A 26054-nucleotide genomic window follows, 5' to 3' on the forward strand; every position below is an offset into this window, starting at 1 on the left:
TCCCTGTTCGCCGGGCCGCAACGGCCCGACGTCTGTTCAGGTGCTAAAAAGGGCAGGCTCCGCTTACGCGGCGCTGTCTTGTTCGTCGGCCTGCTGGGCTTTCAGGGTTTCAACCATGCCCTGACCCCAGGCCAGCTGTTCCTTCAGATCGTTGATCGTCCGGTCCAGCTCGTCCCGTTGCCGTTCCATGTCTGCCAGGCGGTCTTCCGCGATCCGGCAGGTATGCGACAGCTGCGTCAGCTGCTGGTCGCCCATGTGGTACAGTTCCAGAAGCTGGCGGATTTCCTCCAGCCGGAAGCCGAAGCGCTTGCCGCGCAGGATCAGCTTGAGCCGGCCCCGGTCGCGCCGGGTGAACAGCCGCTTCTGGCCTTCCCGGATCGGGAACAGGAGTTCCTTGGCCTCGTAGAAGCGCAATGTCCGGGGGGTGACCTCGAACGCATCGCTCATTTCGCGGATGGTCATCAGGTCACTGGGCAGGTCGGGGCTGTCGTCGTAGCTGCCGAGAGGACCGCGCTGGATGTGGCGGTCGGTGTCCTCGTCACCGCGCGCAGGCGCAGAAGACCGGGACATGAAACCCGGGATCGAGGCGATGTCGGACTCGTCGCTGCCGCTGTCACGAAGGGCCGCGTCGTGAGAGTCATGTGAGGTGAATGTTCGTTCAGTCATAGAGCTCGCGAATCTTTCTTCCTACTGCGGCGCACTCAACCACATCCTTGACGTTTACGTAACCCCTACGTCGCGTAAACTTGTCAGGCGTCGGTGGAGGCCACGGATTTGGCGATTTCGGCGCGTGTGGCAGTCAGTTCGTCGATCGCTTCATCGATCTGGGCCCGCTGCTCGTTCAGCGCCACAAGCTGGCGGTCGGCCATTTCAAGGAAGGCCTGCGCCTGGACGTGGTTGTCCTGTTTTTCATAGAGCTCCAGCCATTGCCGGATCTCTTCAAGCTGGAAGCCGAACTTGCGACCCCGCAGGATGAGCTTCATCCGGACCCGTTCGCGCGCGCCGTAGTAGCGCGACCGACCCTCCCGGTCCGGGCTCAGAAGCTCAATGTACTCGTAATAGCGCAACGTGCGCGGGGTCACATCGAACTCTGCGCACATTTCCTTGAACGTCAGGCGCGTGTCCGACATGCGTATCCCTCCCGTCTCGCCGGGAACCTATGCCCTCATGCGCCGGTGTGCAACAAGCGGCTTGCAACATTAGCAAGGGTCCTGACATCGGTCCGGTTCACGCGGCGTCGCGGCCGGGCGGGCGGCCTTGCCGGCAGCGGGCCGGACGCGCATAAAGACCGCAAACCGGCCGCATTGCGGAGGATTTCGCCGTGGACAAAGAACAGTTCTTCAAAACCTACATCGGCGCCATCGCCCATTGCAGCGACATGAACATGCGGTTCATCGACGTCGGAGAGGGCTGGGCCGAGATGGGCCTGCCCTATGACACGCGCTTCGTGGGCGATCCGAAAACCGGTGTGATCCATGGCGGCGCGCTTTCGGCGCTGATGGACAGTTGCTGCGGCGCCGCGGTGCTGAACCATCCGGCCGGACATGGCGGGACGGCCACGATCGGGCTGCGCATCGACCATCTGCGCGCGGCCACCCCGGGGCAGGAGATCACGGTCCGCGCGACTTGCTATCACGCCACGCGGTCGGTGGCCTTCGTGCGGGCAACGGCCCATGACGACGACACCGAAACCCCCGTGGCCACCGCGGCCGGCACCTTCACGATCGAGGCCAAGACATGAGCGCGAAACGCCCCGAACCCGTGCAGGTGGTCAAGCAACGGCGTGACGCGGCGCTGGCGGCGCTTGTGGAGAGTGTGCCTTACACCAAGTTTCTTGGCATCAGTTTCGACCGCCGGGGTGATGAGTTGACGGGCGTTCTGCATTTCCGCGACGGGCTGATCGGCAACCCGTGGCTGCCGGCACTCCATGGAGGTGCGACGGCCGCGTTTCTGGAGGTGACGGCGGCGATATCGCTCTGCTGGTCGCATCTGTGGGCCGATATCGAAAGCGGGGCCATCGACCCGGAAAACCTGAACGCGGATGACATGCCGCGGATGCCCAAGACCATCGACATCACGGTGGATTACCTGCGGTCCGGCCTGCCGCGCGATGCCTATGCGCGGGCGCGGATCAACCGGCAGGGGCGACGCTATGCGTCGGTGCATGTCGAAGCGTGGCAGGACAATCGCGCGCGGCTGTTCGCGCAGGCGACGGGGCATTTCCTGATGCCGCCGCAGGCCAGCGTGTCCGTGCCGGATGCCGACCGGCCGAACCTGTTCGCCAAGCTGGAAGAAGCGTCGAAAAGCCAGGGCGGGTCCGGCACGGATGACTGACCCCGGAAGCGACGGCGCCGCGCCGCGGGACGTGCCGTCCGCGCAGCCCCCGGCAGGCGCGCCGGACGAGGTCGCCAAGGTCAGGGGGCCCGGCGACATCACCCATGCCCGCGTGATGAAGATCGCGCTGCCGATTGTGTTGTCGAACGCGACGGTGCCGATCCTTGGCCTTGTCGATACCGGGGTCATCGGTCAGATGGGGCTGGCCGCACCTATCGGGGCGGTGGGCATCGGATCCATCATCCTGACCACGATCTACTGGATCTTCGGCTTCCTGCGCATGGGCACCGTCGGGCTGACGGGGCAGGCGCTGGGCGCCGATGACCGGGCCGAGGTCGCGGCGCTTCTGACCCGGGTCGTCCTGATCGGGGCCGCCGCCGGCGTGGTGATGATCGCGCTGCAGGTGCCGATCTTCTGGGCCGCACTTCAGGTCTCGCCCTCGTCGGACGAGGTCGAAGGCCTTGCACTGTCCTACATGAGCATCCGCATCTGGTCCTCGCCTGCCGCCATTGCCCTGTACGGCATCAGCGGTTGGCTGATCGCGCAGGAGCGGACGCGGGCGATCCTTGTGATCCAGGTCTGGATGAACGGGCTGAACATGGTGCTCGACGTCTGGTTCGTGCTGGGGCTGGGCTGGGGCGTGGAAGGCGTGGCATTTGCCACCTTCCTGTCGGAATGGACGGGCGTGGCGCTGGCCCTGTGGTTCTGCCGCGATGCGTTCCGGATGCCCGACTGGCACAACTGGCCCGTCGTGTTCCATGCCCAGCGGCTGAAGCACATGATGCTGATCAACGCCGATATCCTGATCCGGTCGCTGCTGCTGGAGGCAGTCTTCGTGTCGTTCCTGTTCATCACCGCGGGGATGGGCGATGTCGTGCTGGCCGCCAACCAGGTGCTGCTGCAATTCCTGATGATCACCGCCTACGCGATGGACGGCTTCGCCTTCTCGGCCGAGGCGCTGGTGGGCCAGGCCCTGGGCGCACGGCAACGGGCCACGCTGCGCCGTGCGGCCCTGATCACCAGCTTCTGGGGGTTGATGATCGGGCTGGCCCTGACGCTGGCCTTTGCGCTGGGCGGGGGGCACCTGATCGACCTGCTGACCACGTCGGAGCCGGTGCGGGAAAGCGCGCGGACCTTCCTGATCTACATGATGATGGCGCCGGTTCTGGGCACGGCGGCGTGGATGCTCGACGGGATCTTCATCGGCGCGACCCGCACGAAGGATCTGCGCAACATGATGATCATCAGCGTCGCGATCTACGCCGTGGCGGCGGCGATCCTTGTGCCGATCTTCGGTGCGCATGGACCGTGGATCGCGTTGCTGATTTCGCTCGTTGCGCGTGGCGCCACCCTTGGCGCCCGGTACCCGGCATTGGAGGCGGAGGCGGACGAGCCTTTGGCGGCCCGAAAGGCGGCCTGAGCCTACAGCCACTTGTCCCGGTCGACACCCGTTGCCTCGGCCACGGATTTGAAGCCGTCGCGCTCCAGATAGGTATCCAGCCCGCGAACGATGTCGGTCACCAGCGACAGGCCCTTGTAGACCAGCGCGGAGTACAGCTGCACGGCGCTCGCCCCGGCGCAGATCTTGGCATAGGCATCCGCGGCCGAGCCGATGCCGCCGACGCCGATCAGGGGGATCTGCCCCTTGGTCGCCAGATGAAGCCGGGCCAGGACCTGCGTCGACAGTTCGAACAGCGGCGCGCCCGACAGGCCGCCCGCCTCTTGCGCCTGAGGGCATTTCAAACCCTCGCGGGAAAGCGTCGTGTTGGTCGCGACAATCGCATCGACACCGCGGGTCGTGGCGACCTCTGCAATGTCGGCGATGTCCTCGTCGTTCAGGTCCGGGGCGATCTTCAGGAAGACTGGCAGGGGCCGGCCCAGTTCCTCGCGGGCAAACATGACCCGCGCCATCAGCGCGTCGAGCGCGTCCTTGCCCTGCAGATCGCGCAGCTTTTCGGTGTTGGGGGACGACACGTTGACGGTAACGAAATCGACATATGGCCCGCAGGCTGTCAGCACCTGCGCGAAATCGCCCGACCGGTCTGCGCTGTCCTTGTTCGCGCCAAGGTTCAGGCCGACGATCCCGGCGGACCGCTTCCGCGCCTTCAGGCGCGGGGCGACCGCGGCCATGCCTTCGCTGTTGAAGCCGAAGCGGTTGATCACGGCCTCGTCGTCGGTCAGGCGGAAGAGGCGCGGTCGGGGGTTGCCCGGTTGCGGCCGGGGCGTGACGGCGCCCACCTCGACAAAGCCGAAGCCCGCGCGCGACAGCGGCACCAGCGCGGTTGCGTGCTTGTCGAACCCGGCGGCAAGACCGACCGGATTGGGCAGGTCGAGCCCGGCCACTTGCGTGCGCAACCTGTCGGTCGTCACCACGCCGGGCAACGGCGCCATGCCCATCCGCAGCGCGGCCAGGGCCATGCCATGGGCCTGTTCCGGGTCCATCCGCTGAAGCGCGGCCATGCCCAGTTTTTCGAACAGCCCGGCCACGTGCCTATTCCACCCCGTCGGGGAAGCGGTGCCCGTTGGTGTCCAGCGGCAGGGGCTTTGCCCAAAGGACATCTTCGCGCCGCAAGGGCGCGTAGAGATGCGGGAACTCGGCCCCGCCGCGCGAGACTTCCCATTTCAGAGCATCGCCGAAACGGTCGGTATCGCAGGCCAGCAGCATCAGCCCGTCTTCGCCCGCGAAATGCTTCGCGGCGGTCTCGGCCGACTGTTCGGCGGTCGAGAAATGCACGAACCCGTCGGCCAGATCGATCGGTGCGCCCAGCGTCTCGCCGGAGGCATCGAAGGCCGCCCATTCGTCGGCACGGAAAATCTTGTAGATCAGCATGATGCTTCGATGCCGCGTCCCGCCACGCGGCGCAAGCCGAAAGCGGCGGCGTGTCCGTGCGAGAAGCTTTGACAAAGCGCCGGGTCCGGCACAGCATTGCGCGATCATCCATTAGGGAGCGCTTCCATGTTTGCCCGATTTTTCCTGTCCACCGCGGCACTTGCCCTGACCGCCGGGGCCGCCGCCGCCGACTACGAACTGACGATTCTGCATACCAACGATTTCCATTCCCGGTTCGAACCGATCAGCAAGTACGACAGCGGCTGTTCGGCCGAGGACAACACCGCGGGCGAATGCTTCGGCGGATCGGCCCGGCTGGTCTCGGCAATCAACGACGCGCGCGAACGGGCCGGCAATTCCATCCTTGTCGACGGGGGCGACCAGTTCCAGGGCACGCTGTTCTACACCTACTACAAGGGCAAGCTTGCCGCCGAGATGATGAACACGCTGGGCTATGACGGGATGACCGTGGGCAACCACGAATTCGATGACGGCCCCGAAGTGCTGGCCGGTTTCATGGAGGCGGTGGATTTCCCTGTCCTGATGTCGAACGCCGATGTCAGCGCCGAGCCGGCGCTGGCGGGCAAGTTGATGAAATCGACGGTGATCGAGAAGAATGGCGAGAAGATCGGCCTGATCGGTCTGACACCGCAGGACACCGATGAACTGGCCAGCCCCGGCCCGAACATCACCTTCTCCGATCCCGTCGCCGCCGTGCAGGGCGAGGTCGACAAGCTGACCGCTGAAGGCGTGAACAAGATCGTCGTGCTCTCCCATTCCGGCTATAACGTCGACAAGGCCGTCGCCGCGGGAACCATCGGGGTGGACGTGATCGTCGGCGGGCACGACAACTCGCTGCTGGGCGACATGGAGGGCGCCAAGGGCCCGTACCCGACGATGGTGGGCGATACCGCCATCGTGCAGGCCTATGCCTATGGCAAGTACCTGGGCGAGCTGAACGTGACCTTCGACGATGACGGCAAGATCAGCGAGGCCGCAGGCCAGCCGCTGCTGATGGACGCCGCCGTGACCGAGGACACGCCGACCGTCGACCGCATCGCCGAGGCTGCGAAGCCGCTTGAGGAGATCCGGTCGAAAGTCGTGGCCGAAACGGCCGAACCCATCGACGGTGAGCGCGGCTCGTGCCGGGCCGAGGAATGCGCGATGGGCAACCTCGTGACTGATGCGATGCTGGACCGGGTGAAGGACCAGGGCATCGAGATCGCGATTACAAACGGCGGCGGGCTGCGCGCCTCGATCGACGCGGGGCCGGTAACGATGGGCGAGGTGCTGACGGTACTGCCCTTCCAGAACACGTTGTCGACCTTCCAGGTGACCGGGGAAACCGTCGTGGCCGCGCTGGAAAACGGTGTCAGCCAGTATGAAGACGGCGCGGGCCGCTTCCCGCAGGTGGCGGGGATGAGCTTTGCCTTCGATCCCACGGCCGAGGTCGGCAGCCGCATCAGCGACGTGACGGTCGGCGGTGCGCCCATCGAGATGGACAAGCTCTATGGCGTGGTCTCGAACAACTATGTCCGGGGCGGCGGCGATGGCTACAAGATGTTCGTCGATGCCGAGAACGCCTACGATTACGGCCCCGACCTGGCCGATGTGACGGCGGAGTTTCTGGCCACCAACGCGCCTTATACGCCCTACACCGACGGACGGATCGTCAAGAAGTAACGGCCCCTTCAAAATCCTGCACCCTGCGTCCATCGGCGCGGGGTGTTCGCGCCGGGCTCTGGCCCTTGCGCATGCGCCGCGCTAGGTTGCCGCCCATGTGCGGACGGTTTGCAGTCACCTTGCCCAGCGATGCGATGGCGCAGCTTTTCGAGGCGCGTCCCGCCAATGCGCTGCCCGACGTACCCAACTACAACGTCTGCCCGACCAACGACGTACATGTCGTGCGCAGTGGCGACACTGACCGCCAGCTTCTGCCCATGCGCTGGGGCTTCATCCCGCACTGGTACAAGACGCCCACCGACGGTCCGCTGCTGATCAACGCGCGCGCCGAAACACTGGCCGAAAAGCCCGCCTTCCGCAGTGCCTGCCGGGAACGGCGCTGCCTGATCGTTGGGACCGGTTTCTACGAATGGACCAAGACGGAGGAGGGCAAGCGCTTGCCGTGGTACATTCACCGCAAGGATGGCGCGCCGATGGTCTTTGCCGGGATCTGGCAGGACTGGGGCCGCGATGATCCGGCCCCCACCTGCGCCATCGTCACCACCGGGGCGAACGATGACATCGGCCATATCCACAAGCGGATGCCGTTGATCCTGGAGCCCGCCGACTGGCCATTGTGGCTGGGAGAGGCCGGGCATGGCGCGGCCAAGCTGATGCAGCCGGGGGCAACGGGCATCCTCGATGCCTACCGTGTCGATCCGGAAGTGAATTCGAACCGGGCTCACGGCGCGCATCTGGTCGAACCGCTAGCCGAAGCGTGATCGGGCCGCGCGGCGATTCCTGCGTTGCCGTGACGGGCGGGCCGGTTAGAACGGCGGGATGAAACAGGCGTCCCTTCCCCAGACCCGCGACATCGTCCTGATCGGAGGCGGGCACACCCACGCGCTGTTCCTGCGCATGTGGGGGATGAACCCGCTCCCCGGCGCGCGGGTGACGGTGATCAACCCCGGCCCCACCGCGCCCTATTCTGGCATGCTGCCGGGTCACGTTGCAGGCCATTACGATAGGTCCGCGCTGGATATCGACCTTGTCCGGCTGGCCCGTTTCGCCGGAGCGCGCGTGGTGGTGGGCGCGGCCGAAGGGTTGGATCTTGCAGCGCGGACAGTTCTCGTTCCCGGACGGCCACCGGTGGCGTACGACATCTGTTCCATCGACATCGGCATTACCTCCGCCATGCCCGACCTGCCGGGTTTCGCCGGTCACGCCATGCCTGCCAAGCCGCTGGGCCCCTTCGCCGAACGCTGGGCGGCGTTCCTGAACGGCACCGGCCCGGCCCGCGTCGCCATCATCGGTGGCGGCGTGGCGGGGGCGGAGCTGGCGCTGGCCATGTCCCACGCCCTCCGCCAGCGCGGACGGGAAGGCGACCTGACGCTGATAGACGCCGCCCGCCCGCTGGATGGCTTGGGCACAAGGGCACGCGACGTTCTCATGAGGGAACTACAGGACGCAGGAGTCGCGGTGCGCGCCGACAGCCCCATCGACCGCGTCGAACATGGCGCGATCCACTTGACCGATGGACAGAGCATCGAGGCCGATTTCATCACCGGCGCTGCCGGGGCACGACCCTATGACTGGCTGAAGGAAACCGGGCTGGATCTGCACGACGGTTTCGTCTCGGTCGGCCCGACGCTTCAGTCCTCTGACCCGACCATCTTCGCCACGGGCGATTGCGCTCACCTGTCATGGTCGCCCCGGCCCAAGGCTGGCGTCTATGCCGTGCGGCAGGCCCCGGTGCTAGTCCACAACATCCGCGCGATGCTGACGGGAAAGGAGTTGAAACCCTATAAGCCGCAGGGCGATTACCTGAAACTGATCTCTCTGGGCCGAAAGGCAGCGCTGGGAGAGAAGTTCGGCCATGTTCTGCACGGGAAACTGATCTGGCGCTGGAAGGACGGGATCGACCAGCGGTTCATGGACAAGTTCCGCGACCTGCCGAAGATGCCCGCACCCGCGCTCCCCCGGCTGCGCGCCGATGGCGTGGACGACGCACTGGGCGAACGCCCGCTTTGCGGCGGCTGCGGCGCCAAGGTGGGCCGGCGCGCGCTTCAGTCGGCACTTGGGCCCGCGGGTACGCTGCAACGAACGGACATCGAACCCCTGCCGGGCGATGACGCGGCGCTGTTGCGGACGGGTGGCGCGCGTCAGGTCATCAGCGCGGACCATCTGCGCGCCCTGACCGAGGACCCCGTCCTGATGGCCCGCATCGCCGCCCATCACGCGCTGGGCGACATCTGGGCCATGGGCGCGTCCCCGCAGGCGGCGCTGGCCACCATCGTGCTGCCGCGCCTGTCGGACGCCCTGCAAGCCCGCACACTGGCCGAGATCATGGCAGCGGCGCGAGCCGTGATGGGCGAGGCGGGGGCCGATATCGTGGGCGGCCATACCTCTGTCGGCGATGAACTGACCGTGGGTTTCACGGTGACGGGCCTGTGCGATGCTGCGCCGATTACGCTGGCCGGGGGGCGGGCCGGGGATGCACTGATCCTGACCAAGCCAATCGGCTCCGGTACCCTGATGGCGGCCGAGATGGAGGGCGCGGCGGACGGCGCCCATGTGCTCGCCGCGTGGGACTGGATGTGCCAGGGGCAGGGGGCCGCGGCTGCGGTGCTGTCCGGCGCGCATGCGATGACGGACGTGACCGGTTTCGGGCTGGCCGGCCACCTGTTGAACATCTGCGAGGCAAGCGGCGTCGCGGGAGAGATCACGCTGGACAGCGTGCCGATGATGGACGGCGCGGCGGAGTTGTCCGCCCAAGGCATACGGTCGTCCATCTACCCGGAAAACCGCGCGCTGGTGCCGGATCTGCCGGACACGGGGCCGGCGGCGCTGCTCTTCGATCCGCAGACCTCTGGCGGGCTTCTGGCCGCGATGGACGCGGGCGCGGCGGATGGGTTGGTCGAAAAGTTGAGAGCGGCAGGCTATTCCGCTGCGCGGATCGGGCGTTTGGTGGACGGGCCGCCGGGCGTGTCTGTCGTTTGACCTGACAGGTCGATCTGTTCCATCACCTTCTCGATATCGGCTGCAGCTTTGTCCAGTCCGGCATCGTCAAGCGTTCTGGCCTGCACCCGGGCCGCGACATGCGCGTCGATGGCGCGGCGCGACTTCTGGTAGGACGGATCGTAATGCTGATCCACGATGGCGCGCGTGAAGCCTTGCTTGTCGCCCGCATCGATCAGTTGCAACCAGCCTTCGACAACCTCGCGCCCGCGATGGGCGATCAGGGGCGGGAGAACCTCGTGCAGACGGTCGGTGTCCGACAGTATGTCGTCGTAGACGCGGGTCAGGTAGGTCACCCGTTCATCGACCGGGGCTTCCACTTCGATCCGTGGGGCGATTTTCATCGCCTCCCAGATGGCGGGCGGGACGATGCGCGATCCGATCTTGCTCGATTCCGCTTCGACGACGACCGGCCGGGCCGGGTCGAACCCGGAGAGGGTGGATGACAGCCCCGTCTCGAACCATTTCTGGGTCGGTTGGTCCCCCATCCCGCCCAGCACAGATCCGCGGTGATTGGCGAGGCCTTCCAGATCAAGCACCTGCACCCCGCGGGTGCGCAGCCGGTGCAACAGATCCGTCTTGGCGGTGCCGGTATAGCCATCGAGCGCCACCAGTCGGTGGGGCAGTTCGGTCTCGTACAGCATGGCATGGACCAGCCGCCGGAAGCTGCGATAGCCGCCCGCGACGGTGTCCGACCGCCAGCCGATCTCCTTCAGCGTCCACGCGAAGGTGCCCGACCGCTGCCCGCCTCGCCAGCAGTAGACCAGCGGCCGCCAGCCGCCATCATGATGGCTGAGCGTATCTTCGATATGGCGGGCGACATTGCGGAAGACCAGCGCGGCGCCCAGCTTGCGGGCCTTGAAGGGGCTGTCCTGCTTGTAGATCGTCCCGACCCGCGCGCGTTCATCATTATCCAGCGCGGGGAGGTTGATGGCGCCGGGCACGTGATCCTCGGCAAACTCCGCCGGGCTGCGCACGTCGATGACGGTGTCGTAGCCGTGGTTCAGCAGATCGGCGAGGGTGTCGTATGTCAGGGCCATGGGGATGGATAGCGGATTTCAACCGGACGGTGAAGCGTGCTTGGAGGAAGGACGGTTGATGCCAGCTTTTCTGGATCACTCGGGATCCCGTTCGCGCGCGACCCACCCGCCTCGGGTCCGGCGCGAACCTGCCGTCGCTCCAGGCTTATCCGTTCCGGCTGCCGTAGGGTGCGTGCTCTGCACGCACCGCCCGTAAGACCGGCCTCAGACCAGCCGCGACGTTTCCTTCGCCGCGCGCACGAAATCGGCAAACAGCGGATGCGGCGCGAAGGGTTTCGACTTCAGCTCGGGATGGAACTGCACGCCCACGAACCACGGGTGATCGGACCATTCCACGATCTCGGGCAGACGGCCATCCGGGCTCATGCCCGAGAACTTCAGCCCTACGCCTTCCAGCGCCTCGCGGTAGCGATTGTCGACCTCGTAACGATGGCGGTGGCGTTCCTCGATCTTGGTCGATCCGTAAATCTGCGCCACGCGGCTGCCTTCGGCCAGGATGGCATCGTAGGCCCCAAGGCGCATCGTGCCGCCCTTGTCGTCATCGACCTTGCGTTCGACCTTGTGGTTGCCCTGGATCCATTCCTTCAGGTGATAGACGACCGGTTCGAACCGTTTCTCGCCCGCCTCGTGGTCGAATTCCTCCGAGCCGGCATTCTCCAGCCCAGCGAGGTTCCGCGCGGCCTCGATCACCGCCATCTGCATGCCCAGGCAGATGCCCATGTAGGGCACGTCATGCTCCCGCGCGAACTGGGCCGCGCGGATCTTGCCTTCGGTCCCACGTTCGCCGAAGCCACCGGGGACCAGGATCGCGTGGAAGCCCGAAAGGTGCGCCGCCGGGTCTTCGCGTTCGAACAGCTCGGCATCCACCCATTGCGTCTTTACCTTCACCCGGTTGGCGATGCCGCCATGGGTCAGCGCCTCGGCAATGGATTTGTAGGCGTCTTCCAGCTGCGTGTACTTGCCCACGACCGCAACGTTGATTTCGCCTTCCGGGTTATTGATCCGGAAAGCCACGTCACGCCAGATATCCAGCCGCGGGGCAGGGGCAGGGGTGATCCCGAACGCATCCAGCACGGCCTGGTCCAGCCCTTCGCGGTGATAGGCCAGCGGCGCCTCGTAGATCGAATCCAGATCGCGGGCCGTGATCACGCTGTCGGGGCGCACGTTGCAGAACAGCGCCAGCTTCTCGCGCTCTTTCTGCGGGATCGGCCCTTCGGACCGGCACACGAGAACATCAGGCGCGATGCCGATGGAGCGGAGCTCCTTGACCGAGTGCTGGGTGGGTTTCGTCTTCAATTCGCCCGAGGCGCGGATGAACGGCAGAAGCGTCAGGTGCATGAAGATGCACTGGCCGCGCGGCATGTCCTGGCTGAACTGGCGGATGGCTTCGAAAAAGGGCAGGCCCTCGATGTCGCCCACCGTGCCGCCGATCTCGCACAGCATGAAATCGACCTCGTCCTCACCGATATGGATGAAGTCCTTGATCTCGTTCGTGACGTGGGGGATCACCTGGATCGTCTTGCCCAGGTAGTCGCCGCGGCGTTCCTTCTCCAGCACGTTGGAATAGATCCGGCCGGAGGACACGCTGTCGGTCTTGCGCGCGGCCACGCCGGTGAAACGTTCGTAGTGGCCAAGGTCCAGATCGGTTTCCGCGCCATCGTCGGTCACGAAGACCTCGCCATGCTCGAACGGGCTCATCGTGCCGGGATCGACGTTCAGATAAGGGTCGAGTTTGCGAAGCCGGACGGAAAAGCCGCGGGCCTGCAGAAGGGCGCCCAGAGCGGCCGAGGCAAGACCCTTGCCAAGCGAAGACACCACACCGCCGGTGATGAAGATATAACGCGCCATGTCGGTCGGAGACCTCCCGTGATGAGCGCCCGAAGGCGTGCAAATGGATCGAAATCCCGGCGAAAATTTCACCTGGTCACGGGACTTCACTAGTAGCGGATTCGGTAGGCTATTGCAAGCAAACCGCTAGATGATGTTGTGCTTTTTCGGAGACCGGCAAGACCTTGTGCCAAACGGGGACAATACCGGGAACGGAGCGCGCAAGTACGCGCAGCCGTCTGAAACGCATGCAGAAAAGGCGCGCCGGATCAGTCGGCGCGCGGAACCGTCGGGCCGGAATCACCGGCACTGGGCGGCAGCAGGTCGGACCCCGCGGCGGGAAGGCCGGGCACGGCCGGGGCGTCGCCCGTCGTCTCGGTCGGCAATTCGGGGCCGATCCGGTCAAGGACCGAGCTGTCGGCGGAATTCTGTGCCGCAAGGATCGTCAGCCAGATCGACGTGCAGATGAAAGCTATCGCAAGCCCCCACGTGATCTTGCCAAGGGCCGTGGCCGCGGCCCGGCCCGACATCACGCCGCCGCCTGCGCCACCACCGCTCGACCCCATGCCGAGCCCGCCCCCTTCGGAGCGTTGCAGCAGCACCACGCCCACCAGCCCGAGGGCCAGAAGCAGGTGAATGACAAGGACGACGTTTTCCATAGTGGGGATCCGGCAGTCTGGGTCCGGCGGGAAGACAATAGAAATCCCTGCCCGGACGGGCATGAGTTTGATCGCGCGGTATGTAGGGAAGATCGCCCGTGGGCGCAAGGCAAGATCTGGGTGCGGGCGGGACGCAGCCGGGGCTGGACAGGTCGGACTCGCGGGCGCATTGTCCGGCCATGCCACATGATACCGGACATGACGACCACCCGCATGCGCTCCTGCCACCGGATCCGGCGCTGCGGGTCAAGGCGCTGGAAACCATCCTGACAGCCAAGGGCGTTGTCGACCCCGCCGCGATGGATGCGATCATCGATACCTACGAGACGAAGATCGGCCCCCGTAACGGCGCGGCCGTTGTCGCCCGCGCCTGGGCCGATGACGGGTTCCGTGCGCGGTTGATGCAAGACGCGACGGCGGTGGTGTCGGAGCTTGGGTTCTTCGGGCGGCAGGGCGAACATGTCGTGGCGGTCGAGAACACGGCCGATACCCACAACATGGTCGTATGTACCTTGTGCAGTTGCTACCCGTGGCCTCTGCTGGGCATCCCGCCGGCATGGTACAAGAGCGACGCCTACCGCGCCCGCGCGGTGCGGGAGCCCCGGAAGGTGCTGGCCGATTTCGGCGTGACCCTGCCCGGGGACAAGGCCGTGCGCGTCTGGGATTCGACGGCCGAAATCCGGTATCTGGTGATCCCTGAACGCCCCTTGGGGACGGAAGGTTGGGACGTGGACCGGCTGTCGGCCCTCGTCACACGGGACAGCATGATCGGGACGGGGCTGGCTCTGTCTCCGGACGCCGCATGAGCCGGGTGCACGACATGGGCGGGCGTTTCGGCGACGGGCCGGTGGTGCCCGAGGCGGAGGATGCGGAGCATTACCCGGAAGCGTGGCAGGCACGCGCCATGGCGTTGACCGTGGCGGCCGGGGCCTGCGGCAAGTGGAACATCGACATGTCCCGCCACGCACGGGAATCGGTCAGGCCCGCGGATTACGCGCGGTTCACCTATTACGAGAAATGGCTGGCGGGGCTGGCCGACATCGCCGTCGAGACCGGGGTGTTGTCCCGCGCCGAACTGGAAACGGGCACAGCAGAGGATGCGCCGGCTTTTTCGCCGCTTGCAGCGGACGCGGTGCCGGCTGCTCTGGCCAAGGGGGCACCGGCGGATCGGGACAGCAATGTGGCGGCGCGCTTCGGGCCCGGCGATATGGTGCGGACCTTGCGACCGGCGGCGAACCGGTTCGTCGATGGCGGGCACACCCGTCTGCCGGGCTATGCGGCGGGCGCAACAGGCCGCGTGGTGCGGATGCATGGCACCTTCGTCCTGCCCGACACCAATGCCCACGGTCTGGGCGAGGCGCCCGAGCCGCTTTATGCCGTCGCCTTCGCGGCGGGCGAAATCTGGGCCGCGCCGGAGCATCCGCGGGACGAGGTCATCGTGGATCTGTGGCAAAGCTACCTGGAACCGGCATGACCGATAACGCACCGGAACCCGTTTTCGAAGCGCCCTGGCACGCGCAGGTCTTTGCGCTGACTGTACATCTGAACGAATCCGGGCTGTTCGCCTGGCCTGATTGGGCAGAGCGGTTCGGCGCGGGATTGAAGGCCCGAGGGCTGGAGCGCGAGCTTGACGGGGGCGAGGATTACTTCCTGGTCTGGCTCGAGGTTCTGGAAAGCTTCCTTGCCGAACTGGGGCAGGCCGCACCCGACGAGGTGGAGCGTGTGCGGGCGGATTGGGAGGCGGCGTACCTGACGACACCGCACGGAGAGCCCGTTGTTCTGAAGGGCGGCGTGCGCGCCTGATCCAAAGGCGCGCCTGCGGCGCACACGATGTTTGCGCTCGGGCCGCCGAGCGCGTCGAATTGCAGCTTTCAGGTCGGCGCCCCTTTGCGTATACGGGGCGCCGGACAGACGCCGGGGAGACATCATATGGCCAACGTCGTGGTTGTCGGCGCCCAATGGGGCGACGAGGGAAAAGGCAAGATCGTCGACTGGCTTTCGGAGCGCGCCGACGTGATCGCGCGCTTCCAGGGCGGGCACAATGCCGGCCATACGCTGGTGATCGACGGGGAAGTCTACAAGCTGCACGCCCTGCCATCGGGCGTCGTGCGGAAGGGCAAGCTGTCGGTGATCGGCAATGGCGTGGTGCTGGACCCGTGGCACCTGATCAAGGAAATCGCCGCGATCCGCGCGCAGGGCGTGACCATCACGCCCGAGACGCTGATGATCGCCGAGAACACGCCGCTGATCCTGCCCTTTCACGGCGAACTGGACCGCGCGCGCGAGGCGCAGAATTCCGTGGCCAAGATCGGGACCACGGGGCGCGGGATCGGGCCTTGCTACGAGGACAAGGTCGGTCGCCGGGTGATCCGCGTGGCGGATCTGGGCGATGACGCGACGCTGGAACTGCGGGTCGGCCGGGCCCTCGTCCACCACAACGCTCTGCGGGCCGGGCTGGGGCTGGAGGCGATCGACGCCGACGCCCTGATCGCCGACCTGAAGGCGATCGCGGACGAGATCCTGCAATACGCAGCCCCGGTGTGGAAGGTGCTGAACGAACACCGCCGCGCGGGCAAGCGGATCCTGTTCGAAGGTGCGCAGGGTGCGCTCTTGGATATCGATTTCGGCACGTATCCTTATGTTACCTCGTCCAACGTGATCGCCGGGCAGGCGGCCACGGGGACGGGCGTCGGCCCCGATGCGATCGATTTCGTGCTGGGGATCGTCAAGGCCTACACGACCCGCGTCGGCGAAGGCCCGTTCCCGACCGAGTTGATGGACGACGATGGCGAACGGCTGGGCACAAGGGGCCATGAATTCGGCACAACCACGGGCCGCAAGCGTCGCTGCGGCTGGTTCGATGCCTGCCTCGTGCGGCAGACCTGCCAGACCTCGGGCGTGAACGGCATCGCGCTGACGAAGCTCGACGTGCTGGACGGGTTCGACGTGCTGAAAGTGTGCGTGGGCTACGAACTGGACGGCAAGCCGCTGGACTATCTGCCCACTGCCGCCGACGAACAGGCGCGCTGCACGCCGGTGTACGAGGAACTCCCGGGCTGGAGCGAATCGACCGAAGGTGCGCGCAGCTGGGCGGACCTGCCCGCCAACGCGATCAAGTATGTCCGCCGCGTGGAGGAGCTGATCGGCTGCCCGGTGGCGATGCTGTCGACCTCGCCCGAGCGGGAGGATACGATCCTCGTGACAGATCCGTTCCAAGACTGATGACACAGGAACCCGAAAAGAAGGAACGCAAGGGGCTGTCCTACCGCGCACGGCGGCGGTGGTCTCTTGTCATTCTGGTGCTGGCGCTGCCGGCCTACATCTTCGCCGTCGTGACGGTGGTGACGCTGCTGGACCGACCGCCGATCTGGGTCGAATTCATCGTCTACGCCGTGCTTGGGGTGCTGTGGACGTTCCCGCTGCGCTTTGTCTTCAAGGGAATCGGCAAACCCGACCCCGACGCCTGAGGCATCTCAGCCGGCCGCGTGGGCCGGGTCGGCCAGCCGGTCACCGGCGATCAGACGGCCGTCCGCCAGCCTGGCGATGCTGCCGTTGTCGATCAGCCGATGAAGGGCCCGGAGCGCGGTGTCGCGGACGAAATCCTTGCCCTGAACCTCTCGCACCGTTCGAAAAAGCCTGCGCCGGGTGAAACCATCGGCCCCGTCGGTCTGCGACAGGGTCACCGCGGACATGGCGATGAGCGTGTCGATGTCGCTTAAATCCTGACCCGCGAGCGATGGCCCCGCGTCCGGCGGCGGCATGTCATGCGGGTCCGGGGGGACGGATACAGGGAGATCGGGCCGGGGATCGCGGGTTTCATCGACCCGCTGCGCGGCAACAAGTTTCAATGGCTTCGGCCGGGCGCCAGACCCGGCCGCAGTATGAAGACGGACGGAATCGGAAAGATCGCTGCGGTAGTCGCCGTCCCGCGCAGGATCGGCCCGCGTGCGATCCCCCGCGGCCGCTGCGGCCGCGGCGCGAAGGTGGCGGTAGGTGTCGTGGTTCGATCGGGCCTCCGCATCATCGAGTTTCCGCGACGCGGTTGCCATGAGGCGCGCGACATCGGCCTCTCTCTCCCCGACAACGGCAGGTTTCTTGAGAAGTAAGGGGGACGGGATGACCGCGAGGCCCGGCACTTCGTCCGCGGATAGCCCTTCCGCAGCGGTTTGCTCTTGGAGCGGCTGTTCCTCGTTTTCGGCTTCTGTCGGCAGGGCGCCACTGACCGTGGTGCCCGCGCCGGCGATCGGATCAGCCTGCGCATCTTCGGCCAGGGGGACCGGCGCAACAGCCGCACGGATGCGCTGCAATTTGGCGGCGATTGAGGCCGCCTGCGTCGCGCTGTCCGGCGGGGGCGCGTCCGTGGCGGTGGCAGGCGGTGTTTCTTCCGTCCGGACCTTGGCATCCGGCGCAGGTTCCATCCGGTCGGCAAGTTCGTTCGTCGCGGGGTCCTGGCCCGCTCCGGACGGTATCGGTTGCGCGCCGAAGCTTCGGTCTTCCGCGGCGAGCGCCCGGAAATGCCCGGCAATCGTTTTCATCGCCTCAAGCGGTTCTTCGAACCCTTCCAGCTTGCAGGAAAACGCACCATAGGACACCGTGAGCACCTTGGTCGTGTCTGCCATGCTGTTACCATCCCCATCACGCATTCCGAAACGCGGCTTGACGGGCCGGCGCCCCCGATGCAGACCGAATCTGTGCCAAATAGCCTATCATTTTGTGACCGGAATGGGATCTGACGTGGACAATTCCAAGACTTCTGATCCCGCAGCGCCGATTGTCGATGTATCGTCGCCAGTCACCCTCATTGGCGGCGGATTGGTGACGGAAGCGGACCTGTTACTGGCGCTGGAACGTGCACCGGTGCTGGTCGCCGCCGATGGCGGGGCGATTCCGGCGCTGGCCGCGGGGCATGTGCCACAGGCCGTGATCGGCGACTTCGATTCGCTGCCCCCCGGGGCGCTGGCCCGGATCCCCGCCGACCGGCAGTTCCGGATCGCCGAACAGGACAGCACAGATTTCGACAAGGCGTTGCGGTCGATCTCGGCTCCGTTGATCCTGGCGGTGGGGTTTCTGGGCGCAAGACTGGACCACCAACTGGCGGCGCTTAACGTGCTTGTGCGCCATTCGGACCGGCCCTGCCTGATGCTGGGCCCGAGCGAGGTCGTCTTCCACCTGCCGCCGGTTTTCGAGATCGCGCTGAGCCCTGGCGATCCGGTGTCGCTGTTCCCGATGCGCCCCGTCGCTGGCCGCTCCACGGGATTGGAATGGCCCATCGATGGGCTGCATTTCGCGCCGGGCGATCGGGTGGGCACGTCGAACCGCGCGTTGGGGCCGTTGCGGATCGACATGGCGGGGCCGGGCATGCTGGTCATGCTGCCGCGGTCCGCCTTCGACGCTGCGATCACAGCGCTTGTGCGTTCTCCGGCGGTTGGGTCTCGCTGACGCGGGCGGCTTCGGTCGCGCGGGCGTTGGAATGCTCGTACACCATGACGTAAAGTCCCGCGCCAATCGTGACCACGATTCCGACGCAGGCCTGGAAATTGGGGAAATCGCCGAAGATGAACCAGCCGATCAGCGCGGCGACGGGGATTTCGATATACTGAAGTGCGGCCAGCATGGCGGACGGCGCGAACTTCAACGAATAGGTCATCAGCAAATGCGCCCCGGTGCCGACGGTGGCAAGGCCGATTAGGAACGTCCAGTCGATGGCCGTGGGTGTCACGATCTGCAGCGGCGCGAAATCCGTAACCGCGCCCAGGCCCAGAGCAGGCAGGACAAGCACCACGGCCATCACGCCGCTGACCGCCTGCAGGCTGATCGGGTCGGTATGGGCCGCGATCTGGCGGGTGGTCAGCACGAAGAACGAGAAGGTGAATGCAACCCCAAGCGGCAGGAGCGCCGGCCAACCGATGTTGACGAAGCTGGGCTGGATCACCAGCAACGTGCCGCCGAATCCCACGATGCAGGCGCTCAGACGTTGGGGTCCGATGGTTTCGTTTAGAAGCAGTTTTCCCAGCAGAAGAAGGACAAACGGCATCACGAAGGCGATGGCGATGCAGTCGGCCAGCGGCAGGTACCGCAGCGCGGCAAACATGGTGGCGATGCCGGCCATCTGGAACAACGTGCGGATGATCGTCAGCCGAAGGATCCGACCGCGCATCCTCCAGATCCGGCCCGTTGCCCAGACCAGCGGGATCAGCATCGCGGCCTGCATGCCATAGCGCAGAAAAACGACCTGACCAATCGGAACCGCGTCGCCCAGAAGCTTGGCGAAGGTCTCGCCGAACGGAGCGATCAGACAGAAGGCCAGCATCAGCGACAGGCCAAGAATGGGGCGGTCAGTTGCCATGCACGGCAAGCTAGGACAGCTTAAGAATTTGTGCAAGCGCAGGTTGCGCGAGATATCAAATGATGAGTATAGCGTGCATCTAAAGGAAAACGACGACATCGTACATTCAGCAATTCGGAATGTTCACTGCCAATCCGCCCAGGGCCGTCTCCTTGTACTTCTCGCTCATGTCGGCGCCGGTCTGGCGCATGGTTTCGATGCAGGCGTCCAGCGGCACAAGATGCGTACCGTCCCCGCGCAGGGCCAGTCCGGCGGCCGCCACGGCCTTGATCGCACCCAGCCCGTTGCGTTCGATGCACGGTACCTGCACCAGCCCGCGAACCGGATCGCAGGTCATGCCAAGGTGATGTTCCAGCGCGATCTCGGCCGCGTTTTCGATCTGCGCGGGGCTGCCGCCCAGCACGGCACACAGGCCTGCGGCGGCCATGGCGGCCGCGCTGCCGACCTCGGCCTGGCACCCGGCTTCGGCCCCCGAGATCGAGGCGTTGTACTTGATCAGCCCGCCGATGGCGGCAGCGGTCAGCAGGAACTCCTCTACCCGGGCCGAGGAGGCGCCGGGGACATGATCCAGGTAATACCGGATCACCGCAGGCATCACGCCTGCGGCCCCATTGGTGGGCGCGGTGACGACCTGCCCGCCAGCGGCGTTTTCCTCGTTCACCGCCATGGCATAGACGGCGATCCAGTCGTTGATCGTGTGCGGCGGGGCAAGGTTTTGGCCGCGTTCGGCCAGCAGCGCCTGATGGATGGCTTGCGCCCGTCGTCGGACGTTCAGGCCGCCGGGCAGTTGGCCACCTGCATCCAGGCCCCGGTCGATGCAGTCCGACATTACTTGCCAGACGCGCTCGGTGCCCTGTGTCATCACTCCGCGCCCGACGCGCGCCGCCTCGTTCTCGCGCTTCATCGCGGCGATGGACTTGCCCGATTGCGCTGCCATTTCCAGCATCTCGGCGGCGCTCTGGAACGGGAAGGGGATGGCCGGGCCTTCTTCTTCGGTGGCCTTGCCGGCGGCAAGTTCTTCCTCGGTCATGACGAAGCCGCCGCCGATGGAGTAGTAGACCTGGCTCAGCGTGACATCGCCCTGTTCATCTGTGGCCGCCAGCAGCATGCCGTTGGTGTGGCCCGGCAACTTGCGGTCGTAGTCGAAGACAAGGTCGATGGCCGGCCGGAAGGTCAGCGGGCCCAACCCGTCGGGATGGATCGTGCCGGTGGCCCGGATCTCCTCCAGCGCCGAGTCGGCGGCTTCGGCGTCATAGCCATCCGGCGTGAACCCGGCGAGGCCGAGGATCGTCGCCCGGTCGGTGGCGTGCCCGACGCCGGTGAAGGCCAGTGATCCATGCAAGGATGCACGCACACCCGCGAAGTCAAACGGAGACGCACGCATCAGGTCCAGAAACCGCGCGGCCGCCACCATTGGCCCCATCGTGTGGGAGGAGGACGGGCCGATGCCCACCTTGAACATGTCGAGCACGGATACGAACATCGGTTGCAAAGCCCTCCTTCGGGCAGATCGGGCAGGCGGGTCGGGGACGGGTATACTGGGCGAGCCTAGCAGAGAGCCTGCCCGCCCTTGCGCCTGAAGACGACCCTTCATGCAAGGCTGCGCGACATCGTGGCCGCCGCGCGGCCCGGCGCTCGCGCCCGCAGGCGGGACGGTCTATAACGTGGCGAACGCCGGAGGAGCCCGTCCCATGTCCGAAGAAATGTCGCCCATCGACAAAGCCAAACGCGCCGCCGCCCGGAGTGCGGCAGACATGGTCGAAGACGGCATGCGGGTCGGCCTTGGCACCGGCAGCACCGCCGCGTGGATGGTCCGCCGGCTGGGCGAACGGGTCCGGGACGAAGGGCTGAATATCCGCGGCGTGCCGACCTCCACCCGCACCGCCGATCTGGCGCGCGAGCTGGGCATTCCCGTCGTGACGCTCGACGAGGTCGGCACGCTCGACCTCACCATCGACGGCGCCGACGAATTCGACCCGCACCTGAACCTGATCAAGGGTGGCGGCGGTGCGCACCTGCAGGAAAAGATCGTGGCGACCTTGTCGGACCGCATGGTGGTGATCGCCGACGCCGCGAAGGACGTCGAGGCTCTGGGCGCATTCCCCCTGCCGATCGAGGTCATTCCCTTTGGCTGGCAGGGCACGCAGACCCTGGTCTCCAAGGCGCTGGAAACCTCGGACGTCCAGGGCCGCGAGATCACGATGCGCATGGCGGGCGATCAGCCCTTCAGGTCGGACGAGGGCAATTACATCCTCGACCTGCACCTGGGCCGGATCGGCGATCCGCGGCAACTGGCGCTGGACCTGAACCAGGTGCCGGGCGTGGTCGAGAATGGCTTGTTCATCGGCATCTGTACGCAGGTCGTGATCGGGCACGAAGACGGCCGCGTCGAACTGCGCGCCCCCGCTGTCTGACACATCCTGACGGCGCGTTTGCAGCGGTCGGCCGGGGGCTCTGCCCCCGGACCCCCGAGGTATTTAGGGACCAAAGAAGACAAGGCGCGTCCTGATCTTCTTCTCTTCTTCAAATACTCCCGCCGGAGGCGGACAGGCATCGGCTGCTGGCGCGAAGGCGCAGTGTCCGGGGGCGCGGTCAGCGTTCCTTGACGTAGGGCTGACCGCCGGCGCGGGGCGGGATCGCCTTGCCGACGAACCCGGCGAGGATCACGACCGTCAGGATATAGGGCAGGGCGTCCATGAACTGGACCGGTATGACCAAGCTGCCAAGGTCGATGTTCTGGTAGCGCAGCGCCACCGCCTGCAGCACGCCGAACAGGAGACAGGACCAGAGCGCGTACCACGGCCGCCACTTTGCGAAGATCAGCGCCGCCAGCGCGATGTAGCCGCGGCCGGCGGTCATGTCCTTCACGAAACCCGCCTGAAGCGACGTGGCAAGATAGGCCCCCGCGATTCCGCAGAGCACGCCGCAGATTCCCACGGCCGCGTAGCGAAGGGCCACGACGGACACGCCGGCGGTGTCGACGGCGGCCGGGTTTTCGCCCACGGCGCGCAGGCGCAGGCCGAAACGTGTGCGGTAGAGCACCCACCACGTGGCGGGCACCGCAAGGAAGGCCACGTAGACTAGGATGGAATTGCCTGACATGAGGTCCGAATAGACCGGGCCCAGCACCGGCACGTCGGCCACCCTGTCGGCAAAGGGCAGGGTGATCGGGTTGAAGCGCGCGTCGGACGGCAGGGACGGTGTGCGCCCGCCCTGCCGGAACCAGTCCTGCGCGATCAGCACTGTCATCCCCGCCGCAAGGAAGTTGATCGCGACGCCCGAGATCAGCTGATCCCCCCGGAACGTGATCGAGGCCAGCCCGTGCAGCCCCGACAGGACCAGCGACGCGGCGATCCCGGCCAGAAGCCCCAGCCAGACGGACCCGGTCATCGACGCCACGGCAGCCGAGAAGAAGGCCGCGGCAAGCATCTTGCCCTCAAGCCCGATGTCGAAGATCCCCGCGCGCTCGGAAAACAGTCCGGCGAGACAGGCCAGCAGCAGGGGTGTTGACAGCCGGATGGTGGATTCAAGGATTTGCAGGATGCTTGCCAGATCCATCGGTCAGCCTCGGAACCTTGCCGCTGGACAAACGGAGCCGCCCGGCATCGGGCTGCGCGGGCGGGATGGGAGAGTGAAATTCATGTGCTTTCCTTCCGGCGCAACGCGGCGAAGACCTGTTGCAGCGGCATGCGGACCATGTTGTCGAGCGCACCGGTAAAGAGGATCACCAGCGCCTGGATCACCACGATCAGCTCGCGCGGGATCGACGTCCACAGCGCAAGCTCGGCCCCGCCCTGGTAGAGGAACCCGAAGAGGATCGCCGACAGGAACACCCCCGCCGGATGACCGCGGCCCATCAGCGCCACGGCGATGCCGATGAAACCCGCGCCTTCTGTGGCGTTCAGGACCAGCCGCTCGGCCTCGCCCATCACGTTGTTGATGCCCATGAGGCCCGCGAGGCCGCCCGAGATCAGCATGGTGACGACGATGATCTTCACCGGCGAGATCCCGGCATAGACGGCTCCGGTTTCGGTATGGCCGAAGGCCCGGATCTCGTATCCCAGCCTTGTGCGCCAGATCAGCGCCCAGACGGCGACGCAGGCGAGGATCGCGACAAGGAAGCTGACATTGGCCGGCGGGGCCTTGGAAAAGGCGATGCTGAAGGGGGCCAGAAGTTCGTGCAGCGTGGGCAGGTGGATGGTTTCGGCAAAGCGCTCGGTCGCCGGGTCCATCGAGCCCGTGGGCCGCATCACGTTGACCAGAAGGTAGTTCAGCACAGCGGCGGCGATGAAGTTGAACATGATCGTGGTGATCACGATATGGCTGCCGCGCTTGGCCTGCAGCCAGGCCGGGATCGCGGCCCAGGCGGCCCCGAATACCGCGCCGCTGATGCAGGCCGCGACAAGCGCCAGCGACCAGTGTGGCCACGGAACGTAAAGGCACGCGACGGCCACGCCCAGGCCACCGATCATCGCCTGGCCTTCGCCGCCGATGTTGAACAGCCTGGCGTGGAAGGCGACCGTCACGGCAAGCCCGGTGAAGATGAAGTTGGTGGCGTAGTAAAGCGTGTAGCCCCAGCCATAGGTCGATCCCAGCGCGCCGGTGACCATGAGATTCAGCGCCTCGGCGGGGCTTTCGCCGATGAAGAGGATGACAAGGGCCGAAATCGCGGCCGCAAGGATCAGGCTGATCAGCGGAATCAGGACCACGTCGGCCCAGGCCGGCATCTTTTCCATTTTTATGCGGCCTCCCCGCTGGCGGCGTTGTTCATGCCGGCCATCAGCAGGCCCAGCTCTTTTTCGTCGGTCTCGCCTGGCAGCCGTTCGCCCATGATCTTGCCGTCGAACATGACGGCGATACGGTCGGAGAGCGACAGGATCTCGTCCAGCTCGACCGACACCAGAAGGATCGCGGCCCCGGCATCGCGCAGCGCCACGATTTCGCGGTGGATGAACTCGATCGCGCCGATATCGACGCCCCGCGTCGGTTGGCCCACGAGGAGGAGCGAGGGTTTCCGCTCGATCTCGCGCGCGAGGACGATCTTCTGCTGGTTCCCGCCGGAAAAGCTCTTGGCCTTCAGCCACGGATCGGGGGGGCGGACGTCGTAGCGGTCCATCTTGTCGGCAGCCTCGCGGCGGAGGCCCTGGTTGTCCATGAAAAGGCCCGAGCGCTGGTATCCGGCGTCGGCGTGGTAGCCGAAGGCGATGTTCTCCCAGGCGAAGAAATCCATCACGAGGCCCGCGCGCTGGCGATCTTCGGGCACATGGCCGATATGGGCCGCGCGGCGGGCCTTGCCGTCACCCGCGGCGCCCGACAGGGGCAGGACCTCGCCCTTCATGCGGACCCTGCCGGTGACGGTGCCCACGGCGGGCAACATGCCGCCGAGCACTTCGAGAAGCTCGGACTGTCCATTGCCGGCAACTCCGGCGAGGCCAAGGATTTCACCGGCCTTCAGCGTCAGGTCGATGCCCTTCAGACGCAGGACGCCGGACTCGTCGGTAACTTTCAGGTCTTCGATCTGCAACACGTCGGCGCCCGGTTTGGCCGGGGTCTTGTCGACGCGGAGGAGGACCTTGCGGCCGACCATGAGCTCGGCCAGTTCTTCGGGGCCGGTGTCGGATGTCTTGCGGGTGGCCACCATCTCGCCCCGGCGCATGACGGAGACGGTGTCGGTCGCCTCCATGATCTCGCGCAGCTTGTGGGTGATCAGGATAATGGTTTTGCCTTCGTCCTTCAGACGATGGAGGATGCGGAACAGCTGGTCGGCCTCGGCCGGGGTCAGAACGCCGGTGGGTTCGTCGAGGATCAGGATATCGGCCTGCCGGTAGAGCGCCTTCAGGATCTCGACCCGCTGTTGGAAGCCCACGCCGATGTCGTGGATCACGGCGTCCGGATCGACGTCGAGCCCGTATTCCGAGGCCAGCGCCTTCAGCTCGCGCCGCGCCTTGGCAAGCGAGGGGCGCAGGAGGCGGCCGTCTTCAGCGCCGAGGATGACGTTTTCGAGAACGGTGAAGTTTTCGACCAGCTTGAAATGCTGGAACACCATGCCGATGCCGGCGGCGATGGCGGCCTGGCTGTCGGTGATATCGGCCTTTTGGCCGTTGATGAAGATCTCCCCCCTGTCGGCGCGGTAGAAGCCGTAGAGGATCGACATGAGCGTCGATTTCCCGGCGCCGTTTTCGCCGATGATGCCGTGGATCGTGCCGGGGGCGACGGAGATCGAGATATCCTTGTTCGCCTGCACCGGGCCGAAGGCCTTCGAAATACCCTTCAGTTCAATTGCCGGCTGCGCCGACGACATGCCCCGTTCAGCCGCCTTGGGCGGCTGAACGGCAGGG

Annotated in this window: 25 protein-coding genes and 1 pseudogene; 13 read left to right on the forward strand and 13 right to left on the reverse strand. The window is 66.1% G+C overall.

What is annotated here, in order from left to right:
- Window positions 1–63: 63 nt before the first annotated feature.
- On the reverse strand, window positions 64–462 hold the full coding sequence (locus D4754_RS10230; protein ID WP_121063407.1) for a MerR family transcriptional regulator: 399 nt from the start codon (window positions 460–462) through the stop codon (window positions 64–66).
- Between the two features lie 287 nt (window positions 463–749).
- Window positions 750–1130, reverse strand: a complete 381-nt coding sequence (locus tag D4754_RS10235) for a MerR family transcriptional regulator (RefSeq protein ID WP_121063134.1) — start codon at window positions 1128–1130, stop codon at window positions 750–752.
- 248 nt (window positions 1131–1378) lie between these two features.
- On the opposite strand from D4754_RS10235, the gene D4754_RS10240 reads away from it, so the two are divergent.
- From D4754_RS10240 to D4754_RS10250, 3 genes and pseudogenes are all read left to right on the forward strand, one after another.
- Window positions 1379–1741, forward strand: a complete 363-nt coding sequence (locus D4754_RS10240) for a PaaI family thioesterase (protein WP_121063409.1) — start codon at window positions 1379–1381, stop codon at window positions 1739–1741.
- Window positions 1738–2232: pseudogene (locus D4754_RS10245) on the forward strand (PaaI family thioesterase); the annotation flags it as partial. The gene D4754_RS10240 and the pseudogene D4754_RS10245, both read left to right, overlap by 4 nt.
- A 94-nt stretch (window positions 2233–2326) precedes the next feature.
- A complete protein-coding gene (locus D4754_RS10250; protein ID WP_121063138.1) occupies window positions 2327–3754 on the forward strand; it encodes an MATE family efflux transporter in 1428 nt (475 codons plus the stop codon).
- Between the two features lie 2 nt (window positions 3755–3756).
- On the opposite strand, the gene D4754_RS10255 is transcribed toward D4754_RS10250, so the two are convergent.
- Both D4754_RS10255 and D4754_RS10260 read right to left on the reverse strand, forming a co-directional pair.
- Window positions 3757–4812: a quinone-dependent dihydroorotate dehydrogenase gene (locus D4754_RS10255; RefSeq protein ID WP_420837207.1), complete on the reverse strand. Its 1056-nt coding sequence runs from the start codon at window positions 4810–4812 to the stop codon at window positions 3757–3759.
- 13 nt (window positions 4813–4825) lie between these two features.
- The gene (locus tag D4754_RS10260) at window positions 4826–5164 is read right to left on the reverse strand and encodes a DUF952 domain-containing protein (protein WP_121063411.1); all 339 of its coding nucleotides are present in this window, start codon (window positions 5162–5164) and stop codon (window positions 4826–4828) included.
- A gap of 126 nt (window positions 5165–5290) precedes the next feature.
- Between D4754_RS10260 and D4754_RS10265 the strand changes: the two genes are divergently transcribed.
- The 3 genes from D4754_RS10265 to selD all read left to right on the forward strand — a co-directional run bounded on the left by D4754_RS10265 (window position 5291) and on the right by selD (window position 9826).
- Window positions 5291–6847 carry a bifunctional metallophosphatase/5'-nucleotidase gene (locus tag D4754_RS10265; protein WP_121063142.1) on the forward strand — a complete coding sequence of 519 codons (1557 nt, stop codon included), beginning with the start codon at window positions 5291–5293 and terminating at the stop codon, window positions 6845–6847.
- A gap of 95 nt (window positions 6848–6942) precedes the next feature.
- Window positions 6943–7608 (forward strand): SOS response-associated peptidase, encoded by a 666-nt coding sequence (locus D4754_RS10270; protein WP_121063144.1) that lies wholly within the window; start codon window positions 6943–6945, stop codon window positions 7606–7608.
- Between the two features lie 58 nt (window positions 7609–7666).
- Complete coding sequence (gene selD, locus D4754_RS10275; RefSeq protein ID WP_121063146.1) at window positions 7667–9826, forward strand: selenide, water dikinase SelD; 2160 nt, start codon at window positions 7667–7669, stop codon at window positions 9824–9826.
- Here the strand turns inward: selD and mnmH are convergent.
- From mnmH to secG, 3 genes are all read right to left on the reverse strand, one after another.
- Window positions 9766–10884 (reverse strand): tRNA 2-selenouridine(34) synthase MnmH, encoded by a 1119-nt coding sequence (gene mnmH / locus D4754_RS10280; RefSeq protein ID WP_121063148.1) that lies wholly within the window; start codon window positions 10882–10884, stop codon window positions 9766–9768. The two genes, selD and mnmH, sit on opposite strands and share 61 nt — an antisense overlap.
- Window positions 10885–11088: 204 nt before the next feature.
- The gene (locus D4754_RS10285) at window positions 11089–12732 is read right to left on the reverse strand and encodes a CTP synthase (protein ID WP_121063150.1); all 1644 of its coding nucleotides are present in this window, start codon (window positions 12730–12732) and stop codon (window positions 11089–11091) included.
- Between the two features lie 248 nt (window positions 12733–12980).
- Window positions 12981–13370 carry a preprotein translocase subunit SecG gene (secG, locus tag D4754_RS10290; protein WP_121063152.1) on the reverse strand — a complete coding sequence of 130 codons (390 nt, stop codon included), beginning with the start codon at window positions 13368–13370 and terminating at the stop codon, window positions 12981–12983.
- Window positions 13371–13549: 179 nt separating this feature from the next.
- Between secG and nthA the strand changes: the two genes are divergently transcribed.
- The 5 genes from nthA (at window position 13550) to D4754_RS10315 (ending at window position 16837) form a co-directional block, all read left to right on the forward strand.
- On the forward strand, window positions 13550–14176 hold the full coding sequence (gene nthA, locus D4754_RS10295; protein WP_121063154.1) for a nitrile hydratase subunit alpha: 627 nt from the start codon (window positions 13550–13552) through the stop codon (window positions 14174–14176).
- Window positions 14173–14844, forward strand: coding sequence for a nitrile hydratase subunit beta (gene nthB, locus D4754_RS10300; RefSeq protein WP_121063156.1), 672 nt, complete (start codon window positions 14173–14175; stop codon window positions 14842–14844). Before nthA ends, nthB begins: the two co-directional genes overlap by 4 nt.
- The gene (locus D4754_RS10305) at window positions 14841–15173 is read left to right on the forward strand and encodes a nitrile hydratase accessory protein (RefSeq protein WP_121063158.1); all 333 of its coding nucleotides are present in this window, start codon (window positions 14841–14843) and stop codon (window positions 15171–15173) included. The genes nthB and D4754_RS10305 overlap by 4 nt, the downstream gene beginning before the upstream one ends.
- A 126-nt stretch (window positions 15174–15299) precedes the next feature.
- Window positions 15300–16592: an adenylosuccinate synthase gene (locus D4754_RS10310; protein ID WP_121063160.1), complete on the forward strand. Its 1293-nt coding sequence runs from the start codon at window positions 15300–15302 to the stop codon at window positions 16590–16592.
- Window positions 16592–16837: a DUF2842 domain-containing protein gene (locus tag D4754_RS10315; RefSeq protein WP_121063162.1), complete on the forward strand. Its 246-nt coding sequence runs from the start codon at window positions 16592–16594 to the stop codon at window positions 16835–16837. The genes D4754_RS10310 and D4754_RS10315 overlap by 1 nt, the downstream gene beginning before the upstream one ends.
- Window positions 16838–16843: 6 nt before the next feature.
- Here the strand turns inward: D4754_RS10315 and D4754_RS10320 are convergent, their stop codons facing one another.
- Window positions 16844–17989 (reverse strand): hypothetical protein, encoded by a 1146-nt coding sequence (locus D4754_RS10320; RefSeq protein WP_121063164.1) that lies wholly within the window; start codon window positions 17987–17989, stop codon window positions 16844–16846.
- A 115-nt stretch (window positions 17990–18104) separates the two neighbouring features.
- Here D4754_RS10320 and D4754_RS10325 point away from each other — a divergent pair, with 115 nt between their 5' ends.
- Window positions 18105–18809, forward strand: a complete 705-nt coding sequence (locus D4754_RS10325; RefSeq protein WP_240453830.1) for a thiamine diphosphokinase — start codon at window positions 18105–18107, stop codon at window positions 18807–18809.
- Here D4754_RS10325 and D4754_RS10330 read toward each other — a convergent pair.
- Both D4754_RS10330 and D4754_RS10335 read right to left on the reverse strand, forming a co-directional pair.
- Window positions 18769–19716: a DMT family transporter gene (locus tag D4754_RS10330; RefSeq protein WP_121063167.1), complete on the reverse strand. Its 948-nt coding sequence runs from the start codon at window positions 19714–19716 to the stop codon at window positions 18769–18771. The genes D4754_RS10325 and D4754_RS10330 overlap by 41 nt on opposite strands.
- 106 nt (window positions 19717–19822) lie before the next feature.
- Window positions 19823–21199, reverse strand: a complete 1377-nt coding sequence (locus tag D4754_RS10335; RefSeq protein WP_121063169.1) for an L-serine ammonia-lyase — start codon at window positions 21197–21199, stop codon at window positions 19823–19825.
- Window positions 21200–21407: 208 nt separating this feature from the next.
- Between D4754_RS10335 and rpiA the strand changes: the two genes are divergently transcribed.
- Complete coding sequence (gene rpiA / locus D4754_RS10340; protein WP_121063171.1) at window positions 21408–22130, forward strand: ribose-5-phosphate isomerase RpiA; 723 nt, start codon at window positions 21408–21410, stop codon at window positions 22128–22130.
- 178 nt (window positions 22131–22308) lie between these two features.
- Here the strand turns inward: rpiA and D4754_RS10345 are convergent, their stop codons facing one another.
- From D4754_RS10345 to D4754_RS10355, 3 genes are all read right to left on the reverse strand, one after another.
- Window positions 22309–23274 (reverse strand): ABC transporter permease, encoded by a 966-nt coding sequence (locus D4754_RS10345; RefSeq protein WP_121063173.1) that lies wholly within the window; start codon window positions 23272–23274, stop codon window positions 22309–22311.
- Window positions 23275–23354: 80 nt separating this feature from the next.
- Window positions 23355–24452 (reverse strand): ABC transporter permease, encoded by a 1098-nt coding sequence (locus D4754_RS10350; RefSeq protein ID WP_121063174.1) that lies wholly within the window; start codon window positions 24450–24452, stop codon window positions 23355–23357.
- A 2-nt stretch (window positions 24453–24454) separates the two neighbouring features.
- Window positions 24455–26017: an ABC transporter ATP-binding protein gene (locus D4754_RS10355; protein ID WP_121063413.1), complete on the reverse strand. Its 1563-nt coding sequence runs from the start codon at window positions 26015–26017 to the stop codon at window positions 24455–24457.
- Window positions 26018–26054: the final 37 nt, after the last annotated feature.

The sequence above is a fragment of the Chachezhania antarctica genome (assembly GCF_003646465.1).
Lineage (GTDB): Bacteria > Pseudomonadota > Alphaproteobacteria > Rhodobacterales > Rhodobacteraceae > Chachezhania > Chachezhania antarctica.